Annotated in this window: 33 protein-coding genes and 1 pseudogene; 10 read left to right on the top strand and 24 right to left on the bottom strand. The window is 70.3% G+C overall.

The window, feature by feature from the left end; translation table 11 throughout:
* Positions 1 to 20: 20 nt before the first annotated feature.
* From ACZ4Z5_RS12650 to ACZ4Z5_RS12640, 3 genes are read right to left on the bottom strand one after another with little or no spacing between them, the layout of a single operon-like run.
* Positions 21 to 251, bottom strand: coding sequence for a hypothetical protein (locus tag ACZ4Z5_RS12650; protein WP_468260729.1), 231 nt, complete (start codon positions 249 to 251; stop codon positions 21 to 23).
* Positions 248 to 1,582 (bottom strand): replicative DNA helicase, encoded by a 1,335-nt coding sequence (dnaB, locus tag ACZ4Z5_RS12645; protein WP_468260726.1) that lies wholly within the window; start codon positions 1,580 to 1,582, stop codon positions 248 to 250. The genes ACZ4Z5_RS12650 and dnaB overlap by 4 nt, the downstream gene beginning before the upstream one ends.
* 14 nt (positions 1,583 to 1,596) lie before the next feature.
* Positions 1,597 to 2,490, bottom strand: a complete 894-nt coding sequence (locus ACZ4Z5_RS12640; protein ID WP_468260723.1) for a hypothetical protein — start codon at positions 2,488 to 2,490, stop codon at positions 1,597 to 1,599.
* A gap of 194 nt (positions 2,491 to 2,684) precedes the next feature.
* On the opposite strand from ACZ4Z5_RS12640, the gene ACZ4Z5_RS12635 reads away from it, so the two are divergent.
* Positions 2,685 to 2,894, top strand: a complete 210-nt coding sequence (locus ACZ4Z5_RS12635; protein WP_468260721.1) for a type II toxin-antitoxin system Phd/YefM family antitoxin — start codon at positions 2,685 to 2,687, stop codon at positions 2,892 to 2,894.
* A 31-nt stretch (positions 2,895 to 2,925) separates the two neighbouring features.
* On the opposite strand, the gene ACZ4Z5_RS12630 is transcribed toward ACZ4Z5_RS12635, so the two are convergent.
* The 18 genes from ACZ4Z5_RS12630 to ACZ4Z5_RS12545 form a co-directional block, all read right to left on the bottom strand.
* Positions 2,926 to 3,411, bottom strand: a complete 486-nt coding sequence (locus ACZ4Z5_RS12630) for an HNH endonuclease signature motif containing protein (protein ID WP_468260718.1) — start codon at positions 3,409 to 3,411, stop codon at positions 2,926 to 2,928.
* A 63-nt stretch (positions 3,412 to 3,474) separates the two neighbouring features.
* Positions 3,475 to 3,882 carry a helix-turn-helix domain-containing protein gene (locus tag ACZ4Z5_RS12625; RefSeq protein WP_468260716.1) on the bottom strand — a complete coding sequence of 136 codons (408 nt, stop codon included), beginning with the start codon at positions 3,880 to 3,882 and terminating at the stop codon, positions 3,475 to 3,477.
* The gene (locus ACZ4Z5_RS12620) at positions 3,879 to 4,355 is read right to left on the bottom strand and encodes a helix-turn-helix domain-containing protein (protein WP_468260713.1); all 477 of its coding nucleotides are present in this window, start codon (positions 4,353 to 4,355) and stop codon (positions 3,879 to 3,881) included. Before ACZ4Z5_RS12620 ends, ACZ4Z5_RS12625 begins: the two co-directional genes overlap by 4 nt.
* On the bottom strand, positions 4,352 to 4,594 hold the full coding sequence (locus ACZ4Z5_RS12615; protein ID WP_468260710.1) for a hypothetical protein: 243 nt from the start codon (positions 4,592 to 4,594) through the stop codon (positions 4,352 to 4,354). Before ACZ4Z5_RS12615 ends, ACZ4Z5_RS12620 begins: the two co-directional genes overlap by 4 nt.
* Positions 4,591 to 4,911 (bottom strand): hypothetical protein, encoded by a 321-nt coding sequence (locus ACZ4Z5_RS12610; protein ID WP_468260707.1) that lies wholly within the window; start codon positions 4,909 to 4,911, stop codon positions 4,591 to 4,593. The genes ACZ4Z5_RS12615 and ACZ4Z5_RS12610 overlap by 4 nt, the downstream gene beginning before the upstream one ends.
* A gap of 176 nt (positions 4,912 to 5,087) precedes the next feature.
* Positions 5,088 to 5,621, bottom strand: coding sequence for a hypothetical protein (locus tag ACZ4Z5_RS12605; protein ID WP_468260705.1), 534 nt, complete (start codon positions 5,619 to 5,621; stop codon positions 5,088 to 5,090).
* Complete coding sequence (locus ACZ4Z5_RS12600; protein WP_468260702.1) at positions 5,621 to 6,667, bottom strand: hypothetical protein; 1,047 nt, start codon at positions 6,665 to 6,667, stop codon at positions 5,621 to 5,623. The genes ACZ4Z5_RS12605 and ACZ4Z5_RS12600 overlap by 1 nt, the downstream gene beginning before the upstream one ends.
* Before the next feature lie 115 nt (positions 6,668 to 6,782).
* Complete coding sequence (locus tag ACZ4Z5_RS12595) at positions 6,783 to 7,103, bottom strand: hypothetical protein (protein ID WP_468260699.1); 321 nt, start codon at positions 7,101 to 7,103, stop codon at positions 6,783 to 6,785.
* Complete coding sequence (locus tag ACZ4Z5_RS12590) at positions 7,100 to 7,261, bottom strand: hypothetical protein (protein WP_468260696.1); 162 nt, start codon at positions 7,259 to 7,261, stop codon at positions 7,100 to 7,102. The genes ACZ4Z5_RS12595 and ACZ4Z5_RS12590 overlap by 4 nt, the downstream gene beginning before the upstream one ends.
* On the bottom strand, positions 7,258 to 7,440 hold the full coding sequence (locus tag ACZ4Z5_RS12585; RefSeq protein WP_468260693.1) for a hypothetical protein: 183 nt from the start codon (positions 7,438 to 7,440) through the stop codon (positions 7,258 to 7,260). Before ACZ4Z5_RS12585 ends, ACZ4Z5_RS12590 begins: the two co-directional genes overlap by 4 nt.
* Complete coding sequence (locus ACZ4Z5_RS12580; protein WP_468260690.1) at positions 7,437 to 7,775, bottom strand: hypothetical protein; 339 nt, start codon at positions 7,773 to 7,775, stop codon at positions 7,437 to 7,439. The genes ACZ4Z5_RS12585 and ACZ4Z5_RS12580 overlap by 4 nt, the downstream gene beginning before the upstream one ends.
* Positions 7,768 to 8,013 carry a phiSA1p31-related protein gene (locus ACZ4Z5_RS12575; RefSeq protein ID WP_468260687.1) on the bottom strand — a complete coding sequence of 82 codons (246 nt, stop codon included), beginning with the start codon at positions 8,011 to 8,013 and terminating at the stop codon, positions 7,768 to 7,770. The genes ACZ4Z5_RS12580 and ACZ4Z5_RS12575 overlap by 8 nt, the downstream gene beginning before the upstream one ends.
* Positions 8,014 to 8,115: 102 nt before the next feature.
* Positions 8,116 to 8,457, bottom strand: coding sequence for a phiSA1p31-related protein (locus tag ACZ4Z5_RS12570; RefSeq protein ID WP_468260684.1), 342 nt, complete (start codon positions 8,455 to 8,457; stop codon positions 8,116 to 8,118).
* Positions 8,454 to 8,642: a hypothetical protein gene (locus tag ACZ4Z5_RS12565; protein WP_468260681.1), complete on the bottom strand. Its 189-nt coding sequence runs from the start codon at positions 8,640 to 8,642 to the stop codon at positions 8,454 to 8,456. Before ACZ4Z5_RS12565 ends, ACZ4Z5_RS12570 begins: the two co-directional genes overlap by 4 nt.
* Positions 8,639 to 8,830, bottom strand: a complete 192-nt coding sequence (locus ACZ4Z5_RS12560) for a hypothetical protein (protein WP_468260678.1) — start codon at positions 8,828 to 8,830, stop codon at positions 8,639 to 8,641. The genes ACZ4Z5_RS12565 and ACZ4Z5_RS12560 overlap by 4 nt, the downstream gene beginning before the upstream one ends.
* Positions 8,827 to 9,132 (bottom strand): hypothetical protein, encoded by a 306-nt coding sequence (locus ACZ4Z5_RS12555; RefSeq protein WP_468260676.1) that lies wholly within the window; start codon positions 9,130 to 9,132, stop codon positions 8,827 to 8,829. The genes ACZ4Z5_RS12560 and ACZ4Z5_RS12555 overlap by 4 nt, the downstream gene beginning before the upstream one ends.
* A gap of 87 nt (positions 9,133 to 9,219) precedes the next feature.
* On the bottom strand, positions 9,220 to 9,501 hold the full coding sequence (locus tag ACZ4Z5_RS12550) for a hypothetical protein (RefSeq protein ID WP_468260674.1): 282 nt from the start codon (positions 9,499 to 9,501) through the stop codon (positions 9,220 to 9,222).
* 1 nt (position 9,502) lies between these two features.
* Positions 9,503 to 9,751, bottom strand: a complete 249-nt coding sequence (locus ACZ4Z5_RS12545) for a helix-turn-helix domain-containing protein (protein ID WP_468260672.1) — start codon at positions 9,749 to 9,751, stop codon at positions 9,503 to 9,505.
* A 176-nt stretch (positions 9,752 to 9,927) separates the two neighbouring features.
* Between ACZ4Z5_RS12545 and ACZ4Z5_RS12540 the strand changes: the two genes are divergently transcribed.
* The 7 genes and pseudogenes from ACZ4Z5_RS12540 (at position 9,928) to lnt (ending at position 15,557) form a co-directional block, all read left to right on the top strand.
* Positions 9,928 to 10,380: a hypothetical protein gene (locus ACZ4Z5_RS12540; protein ID WP_468260670.1), complete on the top strand. Its 453-nt coding sequence runs from the start codon at positions 9,928 to 9,930 to the stop codon at positions 10,378 to 10,380.
* Between the two features lie 418 nt (positions 10,381 to 10,798).
* Positions 10,799 to 12,196 (top strand): integrase, encoded by a 1,398-nt coding sequence (locus ACZ4Z5_RS12535; protein ID WP_468260668.1) that lies wholly within the window; start codon positions 10,799 to 10,801, stop codon positions 12,194 to 12,196.
* Between the two features lie 5 nt (positions 12,197 to 12,201).
* Positions 12,202 to 12,330 (top strand): annotated as a pseudogene (locus ACZ4Z5_RS12530) (undecaprenyl-diphosphatase); the annotation flags it as partial.
* A 66-nt stretch (positions 12,331 to 12,396) separates the two neighbouring features.
* Complete coding sequence (locus ACZ4Z5_RS12525; protein WP_468260666.1) at positions 12,397 to 12,594, top strand: hypothetical protein; 198 nt, start codon at positions 12,397 to 12,399, stop codon at positions 12,592 to 12,594.
* Positions 12,595 to 12,764: 170 nt separating this feature from the next.
* On the top strand, positions 12,765 to 12,941 hold the full coding sequence (locus ACZ4Z5_RS12520) for a hypothetical protein (RefSeq protein ID WP_468260663.1): 177 nt from the start codon (positions 12,765 to 12,767) through the stop codon (positions 12,939 to 12,941).
* A 136-nt stretch (positions 12,942 to 13,077) separates the two neighbouring features.
* A complete protein-coding gene (locus ACZ4Z5_RS12515; RefSeq protein ID WP_468260660.1) occupies positions 13,078 to 13,551 on the top strand; it encodes a nuclear transport factor 2 family protein in 474 nt (157 codons plus the stop codon).
* Positions 13,552 to 13,964: 413 nt separating this feature from the next.
* On the top strand, positions 13,965 to 15,557 hold the full coding sequence (gene lnt / locus ACZ4Z5_RS12510) for an apolipoprotein N-acyltransferase (RefSeq protein ID WP_468260658.1): 1,593 nt from the start codon (positions 13,965 to 13,967) through the stop codon (positions 15,555 to 15,557).
* Here lnt and ACZ4Z5_RS12505 read toward each other — a convergent pair.
* Together ACZ4Z5_RS12505 and ACZ4Z5_RS12500 are read right to left on the bottom strand one after the other, a co-directional pair.
* On the bottom strand, positions 15,478 to 16,386 hold the full coding sequence (locus ACZ4Z5_RS12505; protein ID WP_468260655.1) for a Gfo/Idh/MocA family protein: 909 nt from the start codon (positions 16,384 to 16,386) through the stop codon (positions 15,478 to 15,480). The two genes, lnt and ACZ4Z5_RS12505, sit on opposite strands and share 80 nt — an antisense overlap.
* On the bottom strand, positions 16,383 to 17,612 hold the full coding sequence (locus tag ACZ4Z5_RS12500; protein WP_468260652.1) for an FAD-dependent oxidoreductase: 1,230 nt from the start codon (positions 17,610 to 17,612) through the stop codon (positions 16,383 to 16,385). The genes ACZ4Z5_RS12505 and ACZ4Z5_RS12500 overlap by 4 nt, the downstream gene beginning before the upstream one ends.
* 90 nt (positions 17,613 to 17,702) lie before the next feature.
* On the opposite strand from ACZ4Z5_RS12500, the gene ACZ4Z5_RS12495 reads away from it, so the two are divergent.
* Both ACZ4Z5_RS12495 and ACZ4Z5_RS12490 read left to right on the top strand, forming a co-directional pair.
* A complete protein-coding gene (locus ACZ4Z5_RS12495) occupies positions 17,703 to 18,353 on the top strand; it encodes a TetR/AcrR family transcriptional regulator (protein WP_468260649.1) in 651 nt (216 codons plus the stop codon).
* A gap of 178 nt (positions 18,354 to 18,531) precedes the next feature.
* Positions 18,532 to 19,020, top strand: coding sequence for a hypothetical protein (locus ACZ4Z5_RS12490; RefSeq protein ID WP_468260646.1), 489 nt, complete (start codon positions 18,532 to 18,534; stop codon positions 19,018 to 19,020).
* 291 nt (positions 19,021 to 19,311) lie between these two features.
* Here the strand turns inward: ACZ4Z5_RS12490 and ACZ4Z5_RS12485 are convergent, their stop codons facing one another.
* Entirely contained in the window at positions 19,312 to 19,782 is a 471-nt protein-coding gene (locus tag ACZ4Z5_RS12485) for a hypothetical protein (RefSeq protein ID WP_468260643.1), read from the bottom strand.
* Positions 19,783 to 19,809 lie beyond the last annotated feature (27 nt).

The following is a 19,809-nucleotide window of genomic DNA, read 5'->3' as shown; positions in this document are numbered from 1 at the left end:
GAGGGCGGCGAGGAGGGCGGTCACGGTGCCTTCCTCGCCTGGCAGTCGGGGCAGGGCGGTGGCGTGGGGCCGGTGGCGGCGGTGCCGCAGGGCCAGGCACCGGGGCGGCGGATGTGGTAGCAGGGCTCCTCGGGCTCGGCCTCGCGCTGCTGGGGGGCCTTGACGGTGATGCCTCCCGCCAGCAGAAGCAGGGACTTGAGGTCGCCCTGCGCCCTGGCCGCAGCGATGTCCTCGGGGGTCAGGCCGCTCATGTGTGCGCCATGTCCGTGAAGCGGCTGTAGTGCAGCTGCGCCGCGACGGTGATCTCGGACGTCGGTCCCGCCCGGTGCTTAGCCACGATCAGGTCGGCTTCGCCGGCCCTCGGGGACTCCTTGTCGTATGCGTCCTCGCGGTGGACGAGGATGACGATGTCGGCGTCCTGCTCGAGGGATCCGGACTCGCGGAGGTCGGCGAGCATGGGCCGCTTGTCCTGCCGCTGCTCGGGGCCGCGGTTCAGCTGGCAGAGGACGATGACCGGCACGTCGAGTTCCTTGGCCATGAGCTTGATGCCGCGGCTCATCTCGGATACCTCGACCTGTCGGTTCTCCGGCCGCCGCTTCCCCGGGGTGTCGAGGAGCTGCAGGTAGTCGATGACGACGAGAGACAGGCCGGTCGCCTGCTTGAGCTGACGGCACCGGGCCTTGATCTGGGTGACGGTGCGGTTCGGAGTGGCGTCGATCGTCAGCGGGGCAGCGGCCAGGTTCCGCATGTGGTTGCCGAACGCTGCCCAGTCGTGGTCCGTCATGAAGCCGCCGCGGATCTTGTGCAGACCGATCTTGGCTTCGGCGGAGATGATGCGGTGCTGCACCTCGCGGCGGGACATCTCAAGGCTGAAGAACGCCGACGGGAGTCCGTGGCGGATCGAGCAGGTGCGCAGCATGTCGACTCCGAGGGTCGACTTCCCGAGCCCGGGCCGCCCGGCAATGATGATCATCTGTCCGCCGTGGAGGCCATGCGTCAGCACGTCCAGGTCGATGAAGCCGGTGGACAGGCCGGTTGCGCGGCCTTCGGCCTGGAGCTTCTCCAGTTCGGCGACGACGTCCTCGAGGTCATCGCCGATCAGCGCAGAGTCGGCCTCCTCGCGGGCCTTCGTCACGGCGTTGAGCTCGGCCTGGGCGGCATCCGTGGCGTCCTGGGCTTCACCTTCGCCGCTGTAGCCGATCTCGGTGATGCGAATGCCGGCCTCGACGATGCGGCGACGGACGGCGCAGTCCCGGACGATCTCCGCGTAGTAGGCCGCGTTCGCGGCCGTCGGCACTGAGCGAACCAGCTCGTTGATGTAGGCGGGCCCTCCGACCTTCCCGAGGAGTCCGAGCTCGCGCAGATAGTTCGAGATGGTGATGAGGTCGGCCGGCTCGTTCCTGCCGTACAGGTCGAGGATGGCGCGGAACACCGTCTCGTGCGCGGGGCGGTAGAAGTCTTCGGCGTCGACGATCTCGACGACCTCGGTGATCGCCCTCTTCGAGAGAAGCATGCCGCCGAGGACACACTGTTCGGCCTCGACGTCCTGCGGCGGCGTCCGTCCGATGAACTCGTCTTCCATGGGTTCTCCTTGGGTCAGGCAGCGTGGCTGGTCATTTGCGGGTGGCACTTGGGGCAGGGGTGGCCGTGGCCGCGGTCGTCGTAGACGAGGCGGAGGCGCGCTTCGCGCTCGGCCGCACGGGCACCGTCGGCGCATTCGCCGCACCAGGGCGGCAGCGGGGAAGCGGTGGGGCGGGGCAGGGGTGCAGTCCGCTTGGGGAGGTCCGAGATCCGGATACGGAGGATGGCCGAGTAGTTCTTGATCCCCCCAGGGTTCTCGGTGAGTTTCCGAGCGAGCTCTTCGTCCAGGTCCCATCCCTGCCGCTGGGCCATCGCCAGAAGGTCGGGGGCCATGGCGGCGGCTGTGCGGGGCCCGATTCCCCATGGGGATGGGAGGCCTTCGAGGAACGCGACGGCCTCGGCAGTCCCTTCCGGCTGCTCCTCGTCCGCTCCGGCGGCCTCCTGGAGGGGAGGAGGGGAAGAGGGGGGAGGGGTAGGGGGAGATTCTGTTCCCGCCTGGCGGGACTGTGTTCTCCCCATAGGGGGGACTGTGTTCTCCCCTGGCGAGACTGTGTTCTCCCCTTCTTCGCTTGCAGGGGAGACTGTGTTCTCCCCTGCAAGGAGGGGGAATCGGTAGCGGCACTGCTTCCCGGGAAGGGCGTACAGCGGCCGACCGTCTTTGCCCATGGTGATCGGGACTCGGACCTCGAGGCCGCGCTTGCCGAGCCGCTGGAGTGCCGCCTTGAGCGTGCCGGTCCCGGTCAGGCCAGTGCGCTCGGCGAGGATCTGAACGTTGAAGTCGGGCCAGGTAAGCCGCGTGGGATCGCCGTCCCGGACGTTCTCGCCGATGGCGACAAGCACCATGCGCTCAGCCGCAGTCAGGTCCTTCGGCGCGTGCAGAAGTACGTCGAGGACGCGCTTGATCCCCACTACTGCACCTCCGTTCGCGGCATTGCGTCGAGGGTCACGGGGTTCCTTCTCTCGGGAGGTACGGCTACGGGCTGACGAGCAGGCATGGAGCACCCCGAGGGAGGGGCGTCAGCACCGTTCCTCACATGCACATCATAGCTAAGAAAGCGAAGTCGCTGTGTTGATGTACGTAGCAAATCCGCTACGCTGGTCCCATGACCGCGACCCGAACCGAGCACCGCGCGAAGATCGCCGAAGCCCGCAATGTCCTTGGCGAGGTCATCTCCCGCGCCCGGTTCGCCGGCGAGACGACCGTGCTCATGAACCGCGGGAAGGAAGCGGCCGTGATCGTGCCCTTCGACTTCTACGAGCGCGCCCTGACCGCGCTCGGCGAGAAGGCAGTGCCGGCGGCACCGTCGTCCTGACGTCACGTCCCCTCCTCCTTCCGTCTGCTCGCTAGCTGGTCGCTCGTGCGCGTGCTCTCGAGAGCCGCTTTCCTGCGTTTTTGCAGGTCCGGCAGCGCCGGTAGCCATACGGGTTAGCCGGAGTCACGGGAGCCAGGTACGTGTTCTCGGGCGTGAATTCATGGCCGAGCGCGCAGTGAGTGGCCGATGCGCTCCCCACGACCAACCCGCGATGGACGTTCTCCCGGTGGGTGACGGGCTCCAGGTGAGCGGGTGCTACGCACCTGCGCACACGGCACAGATGGTCGAGACACAGGCCTTCGGGGATGGAACCGTTGATCAGTTCATATGAGGCGCGGTGCGCGCGGACCTGGCGCTCTCCGTTCCAGAAGCCGCCGTATCCCTTACCTGTGTAAGACCCCGTCCAGAGGACGCACTTTGCTGCGGCGTCCTCCGTCGCTACGCAGAGGTTGCATTCGCAGTCGACGGCTATCCTGGTCTTGGCCCAGAATCTCTCGGCGACGGTCTGCCTGATCATGCCGCATCTCCCTTCTGTGATCGGTGGCCCCGCCTGTCGGCGGGGCTTTGTCGTGTCCGGCGGTCAGGCCGTGGCGCGTATGAGCCGGCGTTCGCGGGCGTAGGCGCTGCGGGCGGCGCGGCAGGCGGCACACCGGCAGCCCTTGGCGTAGCCGCGGTGGCTGCCGTGTGGGGTGTCACCAATGTCGATGGGCGGCTTGTCGGGCGGCTCCGGGTAGACCCAGCCCCACTTGCGCCACTCGGTGACCGTGTCCCGCATGACGCCGAGCCGCTTGGCGATGCCAGTCAGGTCGACACCGTGCTCGTGGAGGAGCCGGGCGGCGTGGATGCGTTCGTCGCGGGTGAGCTGGACGGGTTCGCCGTTCATGGCGCGTTCGATGGCGATGAGGTCGAGGCCGCCGTCGTAGGTGATGTCCGTGGCGGCGTGGATGTGGGCCGGCGGTTCGGTGCCGATGCGAGTCGCGGTGATCATGCCGCCTCCCCGAGCTGCTCGCGGACACGCTGTCCGGTCTGCTGGTGTACGGGGGCGATGCCGGCCCGTCGGCGGATGCGTAGGACGGTGCGAGCGTGGCAGCGCAGACGGTCGGCGATCTGCCGGTCGGTGAGCTGCCGCTGGTACAGGACGAGGGCGGCTGCTGTCCTTTCGGCGGGGGTGAGACGGGCCGGTGGATCGCCGCCGATTGCTCGCGCGACGGCGATTTCGTCGATGACCGATTCAGGCACGTGCGTGGGGTCGCCGTACCTCAGCAGACGGTTGTAGTGCCTCTTGCAGTAGCCCTTGGCGAAATGAGTGTTGGGGCAGTTGGGGACGTCACATCCGGTGCGGGGCTGGCGTCCTGGGTGGAGGGGGTTGCCGTGGTTGCGCCACCGGTCGTAGTGCTTGCGGCACCAGCCGCGGGCTATCACCGGCCGGCCGCAGTCGGGGATTGAGCAGGTGGTGGTCACGTCCGGTTCTCCTCTCGGATGTAGAGGTGGTGGATGCGGGCGGAGAGGTCGCGGAGTTCGCGTTCGAGGTCGCGGATGGTGGTGTCGCGCTCGGGGAGTGGCGGGAGGTCGGCGGCGGCGTCACCGCGGGCGGTTCGCTGCCAGGCGCGCTGGTCGGCACGGGCAACCCAGCGGCACAGGATGGCCGCGAGGCCCCAGCCGGCCGCGAGGACGGTGACGGTCCACAGGAAGGCGGTCATGCGGCCCTCCCCTGGCGTGCCGCGCGGGTGCCGCGCCAGGTACGGACACCGGAGCCATCGCGGGTCGTGGTGAACGACGCGCGCTCCAGGAGGCCTTCCCCGTGAAGGCGGTGCATCAGCGCGCCCCACTGCGTCTTCGGCTTCGGCGGGTCGGGGAGCTTGGCGTCGACCTTGATGTGCCACGAGGCGAATTCGTGGCCAGTGCGGGCGGCGGCGACGAATGCGGGCCGGACCTGTTCGACCCAGGTCTCGAAGTCGGTGGGCTGCTCGGGGATGCTGCCGTCGAGGGCGGGTTGTATCGCGGGGTGGGTGGTCACTGGGTACCTCCGTGCGATGCTGGTGGGGTGGGGCCGTCGCCGGTTCGGACGGCGACGGCCCCGAGTGCTGTCAGCTGATGGGCTGGCTCAGCGGCTGCGGCCGGGCGCACGCCTCGCAGAGGCCGTCGTCGGTGAACGGCCCGTCTTCGTCGCCGCAGCGGCTGCAGCGGATCGGCTCAGGCACTGGGCTCACCCGCCGCCAGCGCGGCCATGACGTCCGCGGCCAGAGCCCCTGACCGCCATGCGGCGCCGATCTGGTCCTTGCCGGTCTTCGTGAACCGCACCGAGTGCGAGCGGGCCCGGGTCGCCCGGACTTCCACACCAGGCACCGTCTCTACGACGCCCGTCTGCTTGTCGCAGACCTCCGGCCGGCCAGCCGCCGTCATCTCGTTGAGCAGCAGTGCCTTGTACGAGTCGCGGACCTCGGTGACCATCCGGCGCGTGACCTCGGCCGGGGCGTGCACCCTGACCCAGGCGAGGAAGGCGTCCGGGTCGGTGATGACCGCCTCGGGTTTCGGGTCGCTCAGCGAGATTTTCGCGATCTCGGTCCCGTCCGGCAGCGCTGCGGCCACCTGCCGCACGCCGCCCGTAGCGTCGAGCGCGGTCTGCATGTCAGCCCGGACTTCCTTCAGCCGGGCGTTCACTGCGTCGGCGAGGGCCCTGAGGACCGCTTCGTCGGAGGCGAGCTTGGTGAGCTGGTTGAGGTCCATCACGCGGCTCCCTCGAGGATGTTCGTCATCTCGGTGAGCTGCTGGACGCCGGCCTGCTCGATGGGGAGCCCGTAGGAACGCTCGAACTCCTCGTCGAGATTGTTGAGCCCGGCCTTGACCGCGGCGTCCCGGAGGCGCTGCTCGGCGGCTGCGGCCTCATCGACGACCTCCGCGTCGACGACCTCCGCGTCGACGACAACGTCGTCCTTCTTCGGCGCCGTCTCCGGCAGTGCCTTGCCGAGCCGGGTCAGGTACTCGCGGACCATCTCCCACGCGCCGCTGTCGGGCGCCTTGATGACCGCGTGAAGCAGTTCGGCGGCCTTGGCTTCGGCCCACCGCTCCTTCACCTCGCCTCGGTGCCTGGCCTTCGCTGCGGCGTCGACGATGGCCTGGCCCTCCGGGTGCGTGACGATGCAGTCCGGATCGACGACGAGCGTGCCCTTCGGCTGCGGCGCCGGGGTGGCCCACGGCTCCGGCTCGCCGGGCTGGACCCGACGCAGCTCGGTCACGGTCGCCTCGATGGGCGTCCCGTCCTGATCGACGTTGGCGCCCAGTTCCTCGGGGGTGTAGATCGTCCCCTGCAGAATCTCCGAACAAGCGGCCCGCGCTACCTCGGTGATCGCGCGAGCCTTCAGCATCGCGGCCGGGAAGTTCTTCCACGTGTCCTTGTTGACGAGCTTGGCGTTCTGCGCCCGCTCGATGGTCCACACGGCCTCGAAGGTGAAGTCGGGGTCGTCGGACCGGATGATCTGGGCGACGGCCCGGCGGTCGTCGCCGTTGACGCGGAGCTTGTGTCCTGCGCGGCGGACCAGTCCGGCGATCAGGTCGGCCGACGCGGTGGGCCGACCGTTGATCACGTGGATGGACTGGACTGCGGTGAGGGGCGCGACGCCGAGGGTCTGGCCGTAGGAGATGGCCCACAGGAGGTTCGCCGGCTTGCCCCGGTACTGCTGCGGGAGGAGGTCGGAGACGGCGAGGGCCTTGGCGTAGTCCATCTGGGCGGAAAGGACTTGGGGTTGGTACTGGGCTGGCAGGTTGTCGCTCACAGCTCCTGCTTTCGGGTGTCGTTTGCGGGGGCAGCGGCGCGGTGTCCGCTGCCCTGGGGTGGTGGTTGTTGCGCCGGCGGGGCGGGTGGGGTGGTCACCGCCCGGCCGGCGGGTCTCATGCGGCGTGGGCCGCGTTGTCGAGGAGCTCGTCCAGCTCGTCGAGGTCGAACGAGTGGTCCTTGCGCAACTCGTCCGCGCCGCGGGTCCAGTCCGTGAAGCCGGCGACCGCGACGGCGGCGGCCATGGCCTGCTCGCGGGTGTCGAAGACCGCGAGGCCGTAGCCGGAGTGGTGCCCGATCAGCCACTTCGGTTCGACGGTGGCGCGGAGCTCTTCCGGCGTCTGGTAGACGAACAGCCCGGGCACGGCTTCGACGGCGGGGACGAGGAGCGGGGCGAGGGTGCGGGCGGAGCGGAGTTCGTAGGTGACGGTGTTCACCGGTTCCCCCTTCGGGTCTGCCGCGGGATGCGGTCCTGCTGGCTGGGGTGCCGGGCGATGCAGGCGCGGCGCTCACGGGCGGCGTGGAGCCGCTTCGGGATGTCGGCGACCAGCGCGGCGAGGAGGACCAGCGAGGCGACGACGACCTCGGTGTTCACGCCGCCTCCCCGATGATCGACACGGTCTGTGCGTGGGAGGTGTGCCAGGCTGCGGACAGCTCCGGCACCTGGTGGACGCTCATGACGTGGTTGATCATCCGGTCCGCGGTCGTGCCATCGTCGGCGCTGGGGATGCGGTAGCCGCAGCGGTCGACGGGGCAGCACAGGTAGGTCGTCACGCCGCCTCCCCGATGCCGAGGCCGACCTCAAGGGAGCGGTTCTCGTCGGTGAGGCGGGCGTTCTCCTGCTCGAGCGCGACGGCGATCCGGCGGGCCTGCTCCAGCTGCTCGATCAGCCAGGGCACGTCCAGGCGGGCGTGGGCGATGAATTCGGCGAGTTCGTAGCCGTAGTCGGCGACTTCGGCGACGAAGCCGGCGAGCGGATTGTCGGTCGGGTAGGAGACGGTCCACCTGTCGTGGGTGTGCTCTCCGTCTCCGGTCGTCCAGGACACGGACCACGGCCCCTCGTACAGGGCGGGGACGCGAACCTTGATCTCGTCGAGTCGGTCAGTCACGTGACTCACCCGCCTCGGTGAGCGGTCCGAACTGGTTGACGACGGCGGTGATGTTCCAGGCGGCCGGGTCGCCACCTCGGTGCCACATCGACGCGCCGTCGAGCAGGCCGACGTACTCCCACCGCTGGCCGGATGCGTCGACGTAGGCGCGGTCGCTGCGGTAGCTCGTGCCCTTGTAGAGCGTCACGGCGGGCGTCCGCTGGATCGTGACGGGCTCGAACGCTTCGATTTCAATCACAGGTGCCCCCATCGGGTGTGGTCCAGAGGTGGCGCCCCAGTGCGAGGAGCGCGGTGGATACGGCGGCCAGCACGGCCAGCGCGAGCGGGTGGACGAGGCGGGTCACGAGGTCACCGCCGGCCGGATACGGGCCGTGTACGCGGCGAGGGACTCGGTGTGCCCGTCCGCGATCGACTGGGCGAAATCCGCGTCCGCCAGCACCTGCCGTCGCAGATCCGGCGACACCCGCTTGGTCAGCGGGATCAGCGGCCCGTGCCAGTGGTAGACGTCCGGCAGCGGCAAAGCCCGCTCCGGGTGCCAGCGGTCCGCGCCGTACTCCATCTGCCGCAGCATCGGCTCATCAGCCGGCGACCACTCCCCGGTCCACGCCCACACGTTGCCGGTCACGTCGGCGAACGGCTTGGTCAGGTCGAACTCGATCCCGTCGTGCACGTACAGGGTCATGACGCGTCTCCGTCCTCGCAGGCGCACTTCTCGGGGTGGGCGCAGGCCATGGCGTCGAAGACGGCCTCGTACCAGGCGGCCGGCTGCGGGTCGGGGGTGTGGCCGTTCGGCGGGGCGGCGAGCAGCGTCTGAAGCGTCAGCTCCTTGACGGTCGTGTCGACGCGGGCCAGGTCGGCGGCGGTCATGACGCGCTCCCCTCGGCGGCCGGGACGTCGCAGGTGTCGAGGAGGTACGCGGCGTTCTGCTCGCCGATGGAGGCCAGCCAGGTCGCGGCCTCGCGCAGCACCTCGGCGCGGTAGGCGTCCAGGTCGGCGATCAGCTCCGGCGGCGTCGGCCGGCCACAACAACGCTCCAGACGCTCGCGGGCGCTCATCGTGCACCACCCGTCTCGTACCGGGCGGCGCGGGCAGCGAGGTCGTTCTCGCGAGCCTCCCAGTACGCGTAGAACAGGACGTCCAGCGCGCCGGCCTTCTCCTCGTCGGGGAGGCAGTCCCAGGCGGTACGGCCGATGTCGAGGACGTCGAAGCCCTCCGGGTACGCCTCGCGGAGCATCTCCTCCGCCTCGATGAACATCGCCTCGAAGGCGGAGACCATCGGGATCTCGCGAGTGGCGAGGTCGAACTCGTCGAGGTTGGTGGGGTCACCCGGCGATGCGGGTGGGAAGATGTCAGGCATGACTTGCCCTTCCGTTTGATCGGGTTCTCAGGGGGTGGGTCTAGGCCCCGGCTGCCGGTAGCGCCCGGCGGTTGGGGCCGCATGCCGCTAGGCGGCGGCCGAGACAGTGCGGCGAGCGCGAGGGCGGCCTCGACGCTGCGGGGCGTTGCGGTGAAGCCCCGCGATTTCGGCGAGATCGCTGTCGCTGAACATCAGCTGGCCGGCCATGCGGTGGCAGGGGAAGCCGAGTTTGTTCACTCCGTCGCGGAGCCACTTCTCGCCCTTCTTGCTGTCGTCTTCCTCGTCCCGGAGGCCGAGCCGGACGGCGGCAGCAGACACGCTGTAGAAGTTCTCCAGTACGGGCTTGAGCGGCGCCTTGGTGGCAGCCATGTCACTCCTTTCGGTGCGGGTCCTCTTCGAGGAGCCGGTGGTCGGTGGATCCGATGTCCAGGGCGGTGCGGAGTGCCGTGTACGTGGGGGGCCGCATGCGGGTCCGGTGTCCGAGCTCCAGCTGGTCCAGGTAGGCCCTGCTGATTCCGGCTCTTCGGGCGCACTCGGTGATGGACAGGCCGAGGTGCATGCGGCGTATGCGGATAGCCGCCCCGTTCACCAGGTGGGTGGTGGCTGGGGGTTCTGCCATGCACAGAATCTAGCGGCCACAGATAGACGAAGCTAGAGGAACCGACGGGTAACTTCTAGAAAGCTCTAACTTGCTCTAGGTGATCGACTTAGGTGACCCTTAAGAGTCGGTTAAGTTCCGGTCATGGCCGATAGGCGTTTCTGGCAGTAGCTGGAGGTAGCTGCGATGATGCGGCCATGGCTGCCCTGACAGATCACACGACGACCGAGCTGCAGCGGCTTGCCGCCCTCGTCCGGCAGCGACGCATCACGCTCGGCATCACCAGCAAGGAAAAGGCTGCGCGCGAGTGCGGCGTCGCAGTCATGACGTACCGCGCCGTCGAGGAGGGGCGACGGGTGCGGGACACGACCTACGCCAAGATCGAGGCGAGGTTCGGCATGGTCCGCGACTCCTGCCTCGCCGTCCTCGCCGGGGCCGACTCCATCAAGCTGACCGATGGCAGCGAGCTGATCGAGGGCGCCCTCATCAGCCAGGCCTCCCCGCGCGAGCTCGAGAGCAAGGTGAAGTCAGCGGTCACAAGTGCGGCAAGCCTGACGACGCCGGACATGTCGCTGGAGCGAGTTGAGAAGCTGCGGGAGCAGGTTGTGGAGGAGCTGCGAAAGTGCGGCATCCTGCCAAAGGCATCCTGATCTGCGTACAACCTTTTCGCCGTTACTCAATCGTGACATGCCGACTATCGGTTAAGCCTCAACTACCAGTAGCGACACGCCTGTGACGCGTGACACAGTGGCGTGCACCTGGGGGGTCTCTCACACCACCAAGGGGGAGACCTATGAGTACCGTCATCACTCTCGACCAAGGGCCAGAAGGCCTGGCTCACGCATTCAGGATCAACGACGAGATGGTGTGCGTTCTGACCCCCAGCGCAGCCACGGACCCGGAAGTCCAGCAGAAGGTCCGGAGACTGATGTCAGGTCAGAATGTGGACTGCAGGATCTGCCGCGGGTGCCCCGTCGGCACGGCAGAGTAAGCGCAGTCAGACGCGGAGGCCGACGGCGAGAGGGGCCGCCGGCACCGCTTACCAAACGCCAGCAGCAGGGAGCACGCATGCCCTATGTGGAGTGGCGCGGCGCCAAGTGCAGGGTCCGGTGGGACACCGGCCGGGTACATCCCGAAACCGGCAAAAAGATCTACGACGGCAAGTCCGGCTTCACCGACGAAGACGAGGCGTACAACTACGGCCTCGACAGGGAATCAGACGTCCGCAACGACCGCTACATCAGTCGCCGTGACGGCGCCACCTCGGTCGCGGAGTACGCCAGGACATGGGTCGATACCCTCGATGTCGGTCACCTGCGGGAGAAGGCCATCCGGTCCATGCTGCGGCTGTACATCGAGCCCCGATGGGGCGCGACTGCAATCGGCGACGTCAAGCCTTCCATGTACCGCGCGTGGAAGAAGGACCTCAAGGCTCTGCCCAACGTGGGCGAGAAGTACGGAGAGGAAATCCTCACCGTCTTCTCCATGCTCATGGACGACGCGGTGGACGACGGGCTGCGGCCGGCCTCACCTGTACCGAAGGGGCGCAAGCAGCGCCGCGGCAAGTACAAGAAGAAGCCTCGCGAGCGGAAGCGCGAGATGCGCATTGAGGACGTTCACCAGCTGGCCTGCAATGCCCTGGCCTACTGGGGGCTGGCCGGCTTCGTCTTCATATGGACGATGGCCACCACCGGCATGCGTCCCGCCGAGTTGTACGCGCTCCGCCGTGTCTACTCCCATCCCGCCTGGCCGGCCGCCGATCCGCTCGATGACCCCGACGAGGCCGACCGCGAGGAGCGGCATGCCGAGGAGCTGGAGCGCTACGGCGTGGACCTGATGCCCGCGGTCCGCGTGCAGTGGCAGCACCAGAGGCAGGACGGCGTACTGAAGCTGTTCCCGCCGAAGTACGAGAGCAGGCGGACCCTGGTCGTGCCGCCGTTCCTGGCGGAGCTGCTGGAGCTGCTGCTGAAAAGCCACGACGGCGAGTACGTGTTCCGGTCGATCACCGGCGGCCTGCTGGCGAACGCCAACTTCACCTACCACTACTGGCGTCCGGTCGCCGACGGCCGCGGTGAGTCGCCTGAGTTCGAGAGGGTGCGGCTGGGGCAGCGGCAGACGGTGACGTCGCGGCGCCCGGTGCCGGAGATCCCGGCGACCCCCTACGCGGGCAAGCGCCTGTACCTGTTGCGGCACGGGCACAAGGAATGGATTGACGAGGCGGGCGGCGTGCACTCGCGCATTGCGGTCGAGACGCGCATGGGCCATGAAGTCGCGGGCGTGGAGGGGCTGTACGCGAACGTGACAACGGCGATGGAGCGGCGGATGATGGACTCGTTGCAGGAGCGCTTCTTGCGTTTCGTGCGGGAGACGGGGTGGGAAGCGGCGACCGCTTCTCCCAGTTCTCTCCCACTCGATCTTGCCGAGTGGTGGAAACGGCAGGTCAAGGCCGCCAAGAGCGTTGTCTGATGCATTGGTTCATGAAGTTCATCACCACCAAGAGCTTCATGCCGTTCGTGATCTACCGCATCATCCTCGGTCTGCTCCTGTTCGCCCTCGTGGGCTTCGGCGTCCTGGAGCCGAACGCGGGCCAGTTCGAGTGACGACGATCGGGCCGTGACCCTTCGGGCCGTTCACCGGTTGAAAAGGGCATGAAGAAGCGTGCCGTAATGGCTGTCCTGACCTTCGCGACCGGCGCTGTGATCGCTGCGGTGTCCCCGCCGGCCAACGCCACCCCGGGAGACGGGGGGCTCCTCGACTCGGACCGGCTGAACTCCTCGGGTCTGCTGGACACCGCGGTCGAGGCCGCCGACACGGCCACCGCGACCACCGGGACGCTGCAGAACGGCACCATCGGACAGCAGTGACCTCGGAGGAACGGACCCGACGACCCCGTGTTCCGGTGCGGAACACGGGGTTCGCCGTTCCCGGGCGGTGCCTCGCCGGACACCGAGTGGAGTCCCTTCGTTCATCTACGTGACGGACGCCACCGCGGAAATGGCCACGGGCTGTCAGTGGGGGCCCGTAGGGTTGTCGTATGTCCATGACCCCTCCGGCCCTGAACGCTGTTCCGTCCGAAGCCGCCCTGGCGAACGAGCGCATCCGCGCCCTCGTCGACGAGCGAGCGGACGAGGTATGGCCCGCCGAGGAGTACGAGGTCCTGCTGCTGGAGTGGGCTGCCGCGATCCACGGCAGCATGACCTGCGCGGCCTGACACAGGACGTTCGCTCACGTCCGCGCCTCCAGGACGCGTACGCGCGGGACGCCGGACTCCGCTCCGGACGCCCCCGCTCGCACCCGCCCCCTGCACGGCTCTTGGCCTGTCCGGCGGATTGCCCGACACTGAGCCGATGACGCAGCGTGTGGATCTCGCGACCGTGATGGACCGGCTGGCTGTCGACGCGTTGATCACCGGCTACGCGATGGCCGTGGACGACGCGGACTGGGCGGCGTACCGGGCCCTCTTCGCACCCGGCGGGCGGGCCGACTACCGCGGCGCCGGCGGTGTGGAGGGCCCTGCGGGCGAGGTGGCGGACTGGCTGGCGGAGACCATGCGGATGTTCCCGGTCCGACAGCATCTGATCGTCAACCGGCGGATCACCCTGGAGGATCTCGGCGGCTTCCCGGGCGACCGGGCGGCGGTCCGGGCCGACTACGTCAATCCGATGCGACTGGACCCCGGCGGGAACGGCACACCGGGGACCTCGGGAGCGCCGGACTTCGTGTCCGGTGGCCGCTACACCTTCGAACTGCTGCGGGCGGCCGACGGCTGGCGGCTGTCCAGCGTGGCCGTCCACGAGAAGTGGCGGCATCCGGACCGGTGACGGACTGCCGGCAGCGGGCGATCGGCCGGCGGCGGGTCGGCGCCCTGCGGGAGGCGACGAGCCGGTTGCATGGAGTCCGCGGGTCCCGCATCCGGCAGGTTTCATGGCGCCCACGGATCCGGCATCCGGCATCCGGCAGGGTCCATCGTGTCCTCGGATCCGGCGACGGGCGGGTTCCATCGCGTCCGCGGACCGGCAACCACTGGTTCCGCCGCAACCACTGGTTCCGTCGCACCCACTGGTTCCGTCGCATCCACGGTCCGGCAACCGGCCGACGGCAGGCCAGGCTCCATCGCATCCAAGGGGCCCGTTCCGGGCAGGTGACCGAGTGATCGGGACGGTCCGTGTCCCCTGTGCAGGTCCGGTGCGCTCGCGCACACTGAGAGGGAGCGCGGAAGGCGAGGAGGCGCGGTATGCGGAGCCCGGTCGGCCCGTCGTCCTGGCCGCGCGGCACGGCGGCCGTCGCCGCCGCTGCCGTCGGCGCGCTGCCCGCCCTCACGTTCCCGGCGCCCTCGCTGTGGTGGTTCGCGTACCTGGCCCTCGTGCCGTGGCTGCTCCTGGTACGGTCGGCGACCCGCGCTCGGCAGGCGGCCCTGTACGGCTGGCTGGGCGGGCTCGGCTTCATGCTGGCGGTGCACCACTGGCTCGTGCCGAGCCTGCACGTGTTCACCGTGGTGATCGCGGCGCTGCTCGGGGCGCTCTGGGCGCCCTGGGGTCTGCTGGTGTACCGGCTGCTGGGCGGGACACCGTCCGCGGGGCGGTTCGCGGCGGCCCTGGTCGTGGTACCGAGCGGCTGGCTGTGCATCGAACTGATCCGCTCGTGGGAGGGTCTGGGCGGGCCGTGGGGGCTGATCGGTTCCAGTCAGTGGGAAGTGGCGCCCGCGTTGCGGCTCGCCTCCGTCGGCGGGGTGTGGCTGCTCAGCGGCCTGGTGGTGATGGTCGACACGGCGATCGCCGGGCTGATCGTGTGCGTCGCCGCCGGCCGTCCGGTTCGTCATGGCCGCACGGTGGCGGCGGGCGCGCTCGGAGGCTGCGTGCTGCTCACCGCGGGCGTCTGGGCATGGGCGCCGCGGCCCGAGGCGGCGGGCACCGTCCGGATCGCGGTCGTGCAGCCGGGCGTGGTGGACGAACCCGAGGCGCGGTTCGCACGGAGCGAAGCGCTCACGAAGGGACTGGCCGACCAGGGCGTCGATCTGGTGGTGTGGGGTGAGAGCAGTGTCGGCAGGGATCTGGCCGTGCGGCCCGATCTGGCGGACCGGCTGGCCGCGGCGTCCCGTGCGGTGGGGGCCGAACTGCTGGTGAACGTGGACGCGCGGCGGTCCGACCGGCCGGGGATCTTCAAGAGTTCGGTGCTGGTGGGTCCGTCGGGGACGACCGGCGACCGCTACGACAAGATGCGCCTGGTGCCTTTCGGTGAGTACGTGCCGGCCCGTTCACTGCTGGGATGGGCGACGTCGGTCGGCAAGGCGGCGACGGAGGACCGCAGGCGGGGCGCAGGGCCGACGGTGATGGCCGTGCCGGGGGCCGATGATCTGCGGATCGGTCCCCTCGTGTGCTTCGAGTCGGCGTTCCCCGACATGAGCCGACGGCTGGTCCGGGACGGCGCCGGGGTGCTCGTCGTCCAGTCGGCGACCTCGACCTTCCAGGAGAGCTGGGCACCCGAGCAGCACGCCTCACTGGCGGCACTGCGGGCGGCGGAGAGCGGCCGGCCCATGGTGCACGCCACGCTCACCGGGGTGAGTGCCGCCTACGGTCCGTCCGGTGAGCGGCTCGGCGCTCCGCTCGGCACGGACCGCAGTGCCGCCACGGTCTACGTGGTGCCGCTGGCGAGCGGCACCACGCTCTTCGTGCGGCTGGGCTACTGGGTTCCGTACGGGGCGCTGGTCGTCCTCGTCGCGTTCTGCTCGGCCGAGGGGGTACGGGCGGTCAGGCGGCGGCCTGTTCCACCGCGTCCAGAACGATCCGCTCGCACAGCTCGTGGGTCTGCAGTGCGTCCCGGGCGCTGAGGACGCGGCCGGCGCGGACGGCGTCGAGGAAGGCCAGCACGGCCTGTTCGATACCGCGCTGCCGGGCGACCGGGACCCAGTCGCCGCGCCTGCGGACGGTGGGCTGCCCGCGGTGGTCGACGATCTCCGCGAGATTGACCACCTGGCGTTTCGTGTCCTGCCCCGAGACCTCCAGGATCTCCTCGGTCGAGCCGCTGAGCCTGTTCATGGTGCCGATCGCGGTGAACCCGTCGCCGGCGAGCTGGAGCACGACGTGGTGCATCAGGCCGTCGCGGATCCTGGCCCGCACGTCGACGCGTTCGATCCCGCCGGGTACCAGGAACCGCAGGGTGTCGACGACGTGGATGAAGTCGTCCAGGACCAGGGTCCGCGGGTCCTCCGGCAGGCCGACGCGGTTCTTCTGCATCAGGATCAGGTCGCGGGGGTGCTCCAGGCATTGTGCGTAACCGGGCGCGAAGCGGCGGTTGAAGCCGACCGCCAGGCCGGTACGGTGCTTCTCGGCGAGTTCCACCAGGCCGCGGGACGCATCGAGTTCGTAGGCGAGGGGTTTGTCCACGTAGGTGGGGACACCGGCTTCGAGAAGCCGGGCGACGATCTCCGGGTGGGCCTCGGTGGGCGCGTGCACGAAGGCGGCGTCCAGGTCCTGTGCGAGCAGTGACCCGAGGTCGGTGTGGCAGCGCGCGTCCGGGACATGGTGCGCGGCCGCCACTTCGGCGAGCGTGGCCGGAGTGCGGGTCTGCAGATGGAGTTCGACCCCCGGCAGGGTGCCGAGCACCGGCAGGTAGGCCTTCCGGGCGATGTCCCCGAGTCCGATGCAGCCGACCTTCACCCTTGTCTCCCGTCGGTCTGGGGCTTCGCGTGCATGCCGTCCGTTTCCGCAGCATACGCGTGCTGCGGTGGCCGCCAGTCGGCGATGCCGTCGAAGGACCGGAGGGCGAACCCGGGACCGAGCAGGGAGAGTCCGGAGACGAGGGCGTTGCGCAGGGCGATGGCGGGACGGTTCCTCAGGGTGACGAGCCGGGTGGCGCGTACGGCCTGCCGGGCGATGCGGGTGGTGCGCGGCAGCCGGTCCGCCGTGTGCGCGGCGAGCGCCTCCCCGACGTCCCGTCCCGGGCGTGCGTGGTGGGCAAGGACGACGGCGTCCTCGATGGCCTGGTTGCCCCCCTGGCCGAGCGTCGGAGGCATGGCGTGCGCGGCGTCGCCGATGAGGACGGTGCGGCCGCGGTGGTGAGCGGGCAGGGGGGTGGCCAGATGGTGGACGTCGTGGCGCAGGACCTGGTCGGGCCGAACCGATGCGAGCACGGCGGGCACGGGGTGGTGCCAGTCGCCGAAGAGCCGGAGGAGCTCGGAGCGTTCGTCGTCGGCTGCCCTTCCGCCCGCGGGGACGGCCGCCGCCGCGTAGGCGTAGGTGATGCCGCCCTTCAGCGGATGGCTGCCCCAGATCCGGCCGCGGCCCCAGCTCTCGTGCGACGCGAACGGTTCAGCGGGGGTGGGTACGAGGGTGCGCCAGGTGGTGATGCCGGAGTACGTGGCCCCGGGGTGCCGGGGGAAGAGGCTGAACCGGGTGGCGGAGTGGACGCCGTCGGCGGCCACGACGAGGTCGGCTTCGATGTCGCCCTCGGCGGTGGTGACGACGGCACGGTGGCGGGAGCCGCCCGGATCGGCCAGGGCTGCCCGGATGCCCGTACGGACGACGCCGTCGGGGAGCAGCGCCGCGAGGTGGTCGATCAGCATGGTGCGGGTCACCAGGACGAGGGGGCCGCCGAAGTGCTCGGCCGCGGCCTCGCTGTCCGTCCGGGAGAGCCAGCGGCCACCGGACGTGCGCAGCCCGCCGTCGCCCTGCCAGACGGCGAGGTCCCGGACGGCGTCGCCGGCGCCGATCACGTCCAGGGCCCGCTGGGCGTTGGGGGCGAGGGAGATGGCCGCGCCGGCCGGTGCGAGGGACGGCGCACGTTCGAGGACCGTGACCTCCCAGCCCTGCCGGAAGAGCGCCGCGGCGGCGGTCAGGCCGCCGATTCCGCCGCCGATGACCACGGCTGCCCGGGACTGCTCCATGACTCCCCCTGCTCCTGAGGTTGACGAGCACATTGAACTACATCAGTAGTTACGTTACTACAGCCGTAGTGATGACGATAGGTTGTCCCCATGGCCGTACGTACGACGGGCGCCGCCCGCGCCGAACTGATCGCAGACACCGCCCTCGCACTGCTCGTCGAGCGGGGCATGCGCGGGCTGACCCATCGGGCAGTGGACGAGCACGCCGGGCTCCCCCTGGGGTCGACGTCGAACCACGCCCGCACCCGCCAGGCCCTGCTGGAGGCCGCGGTGCGGCGGCTCGCCGAGCGGGAGGCGAAGGTGCTGGCACCCGAGGAGCTCTCCGTCTCCGCGTCCGGCACGATGGCCGCCCCCGGAACGGGCGGCGCCTCCGAGGCCGTGTCCGCGATGGTGGCCCTGGCGCTGCACCGTTATCTCACCGGTCACCGCGATCTGCTGGTGGCGCGGTACGAACTGGCGCTGGAGGCGACCAGGAGGCCGGAACTGCGCGCCTACTACGACGAGGCGGGGCGGCGGTTCAGGGAGCCGCTGGTGGCCCTGATGACCGCGGCCGGGTCCGCCGAGCCCCGTCGGCACGCGCTGTCCCTGGTGGCCTGGTGCGAGGGCCTGATGTTCTCCTGTGTGGCCGGGGCGTACCACGCGTCGGTCCCGTCGAAGGGGGAACTCCGCGACGGCGTGGACGAGTTGCTGCGCGGGATGCTCGGACCGCGGACGCCCGGGACGGACCGGCCGGGCGAGTGAGCCGGACCGTCCCGCCGCGTCGGCCGGCACGGCGCACGCACGGACCCCTCGGGTACGCGCGGCGACGGTGGCGGGAGGGCTCGAATAGGGGCGCGGGGCGTCTCCCGGTCACCCGTGTGGATCAATTGCGGGCACTTCGTCTCGCGGAGAGGGCCGTGCAACCGCCAGAGTTGCGTGGGTGCATCGAACCAGAGCAGCGGCGGGGCTGCTGATCGGAATGGCCGTGTCGGCCGTGTCCGGCTGTGTGGCCGTGCAGCCGCATCCTCCGGCGCCCGTGCCCGTGGCGGAGCCGGTCCCCCACGCCCCCGAGGCGCAGTCACCCATCGTGGAACCGCCCGTGCGCGAGGCCCTGCGCGACGCGGCGCGCCCGGAGGAACGGTCCGCGGACCCGTCGGCGGCCCCGCCCGCACCGGCACGGCTGCCGAAGGCGCGGACCGTACCTCCGCGCGGTACGACGCAGCAGAGCCCCGCAGGGCGCGGCGGCAGCCACCGGCCACGGCAGGAGCCCCCTTCGAGGGAGTTCCCGATGCCGCGGGGGATGACGCTGCCCCCGGAGATCACGAGGCGGGACCTGGGCGGGGAACTGTGCGCGCTCGGGGAGGGTTATGACGGCTGGCCGCCGGACAGCCCGCAGGCGGCGTTCTGCCGTGCGGTCCGCAGCCGCTGAGAGCGCCACTCCCCCTGAAACGCACAGGACCGGGCGGCCAGCGGCGAGGCAGACCAGGACCGGGGCGCACGGCGGACGGACCAGGAACAGGCGGCGCGCGGCGGACCGGGCCAGGACCGCGCGGCCCGCGGCGAGGCAGACCAGGACCAGGCTGCGCACGGCGGACGGACCAGGAACAGGCGGTGCGCGGCGGACCGGGCCAGGAACAGGCGGCGGACGGACCAGGACCGGGGGCGCCCGGCGGACCGGGCCAGGTCCGGGCGGGCCGGGCGGGTGCACTGGGCACGCCCGTCACCGCTGTTCGAGCCGGTCCTCCAGTCGTTCGAGGGCTCCCCGGATGCCGTCGCCGTAGGCGTCGTCCGCGAGGGCGTCGGAGACCTCCCGGGCACGGTCGAGATGGAGACGGGCAGCCTCGAAGCACTCCAGTTTCAGATAGTCGGCCGCGAGGTTGAGGTGCAGCGACGGGTAGAGCGCCCGGACCGCCGGCAGGGACCGGTGGCCGGGCCGCTCGTCCCGCAGCCCGTCCGCCGCCGCCAGCGCCCGGAGGTCCCAGGCCAGCTCGTCACCCGCGTCGTCCTGCGCGTCCGCCATGAAGTGGGCGAGCGTGCAGCGGTGCAGCGGGTCCCCGTGCTCGCCGATCTCCGACCACAGCTCCACGAACCGGCTGCGGGCCTCCGCCCGGTCGCCGGCGTGCAGGAGGATGGCTGCCTTCCCGATCCTGGTCATGACGGCGTCGTCCGACGCCTCCTGCTGCTCGATCACGGTGGCCTCCCGCGGCGGTCTGCGGCT

Source organism: Streptomyces sp. NPDC030222 (genome assembly GCF_055573115.1).
The sequence above is the reverse complement of the archived record's forward strand: the minus strand, read 5'-3'. Positions and strand labels throughout refer to the sequence as shown.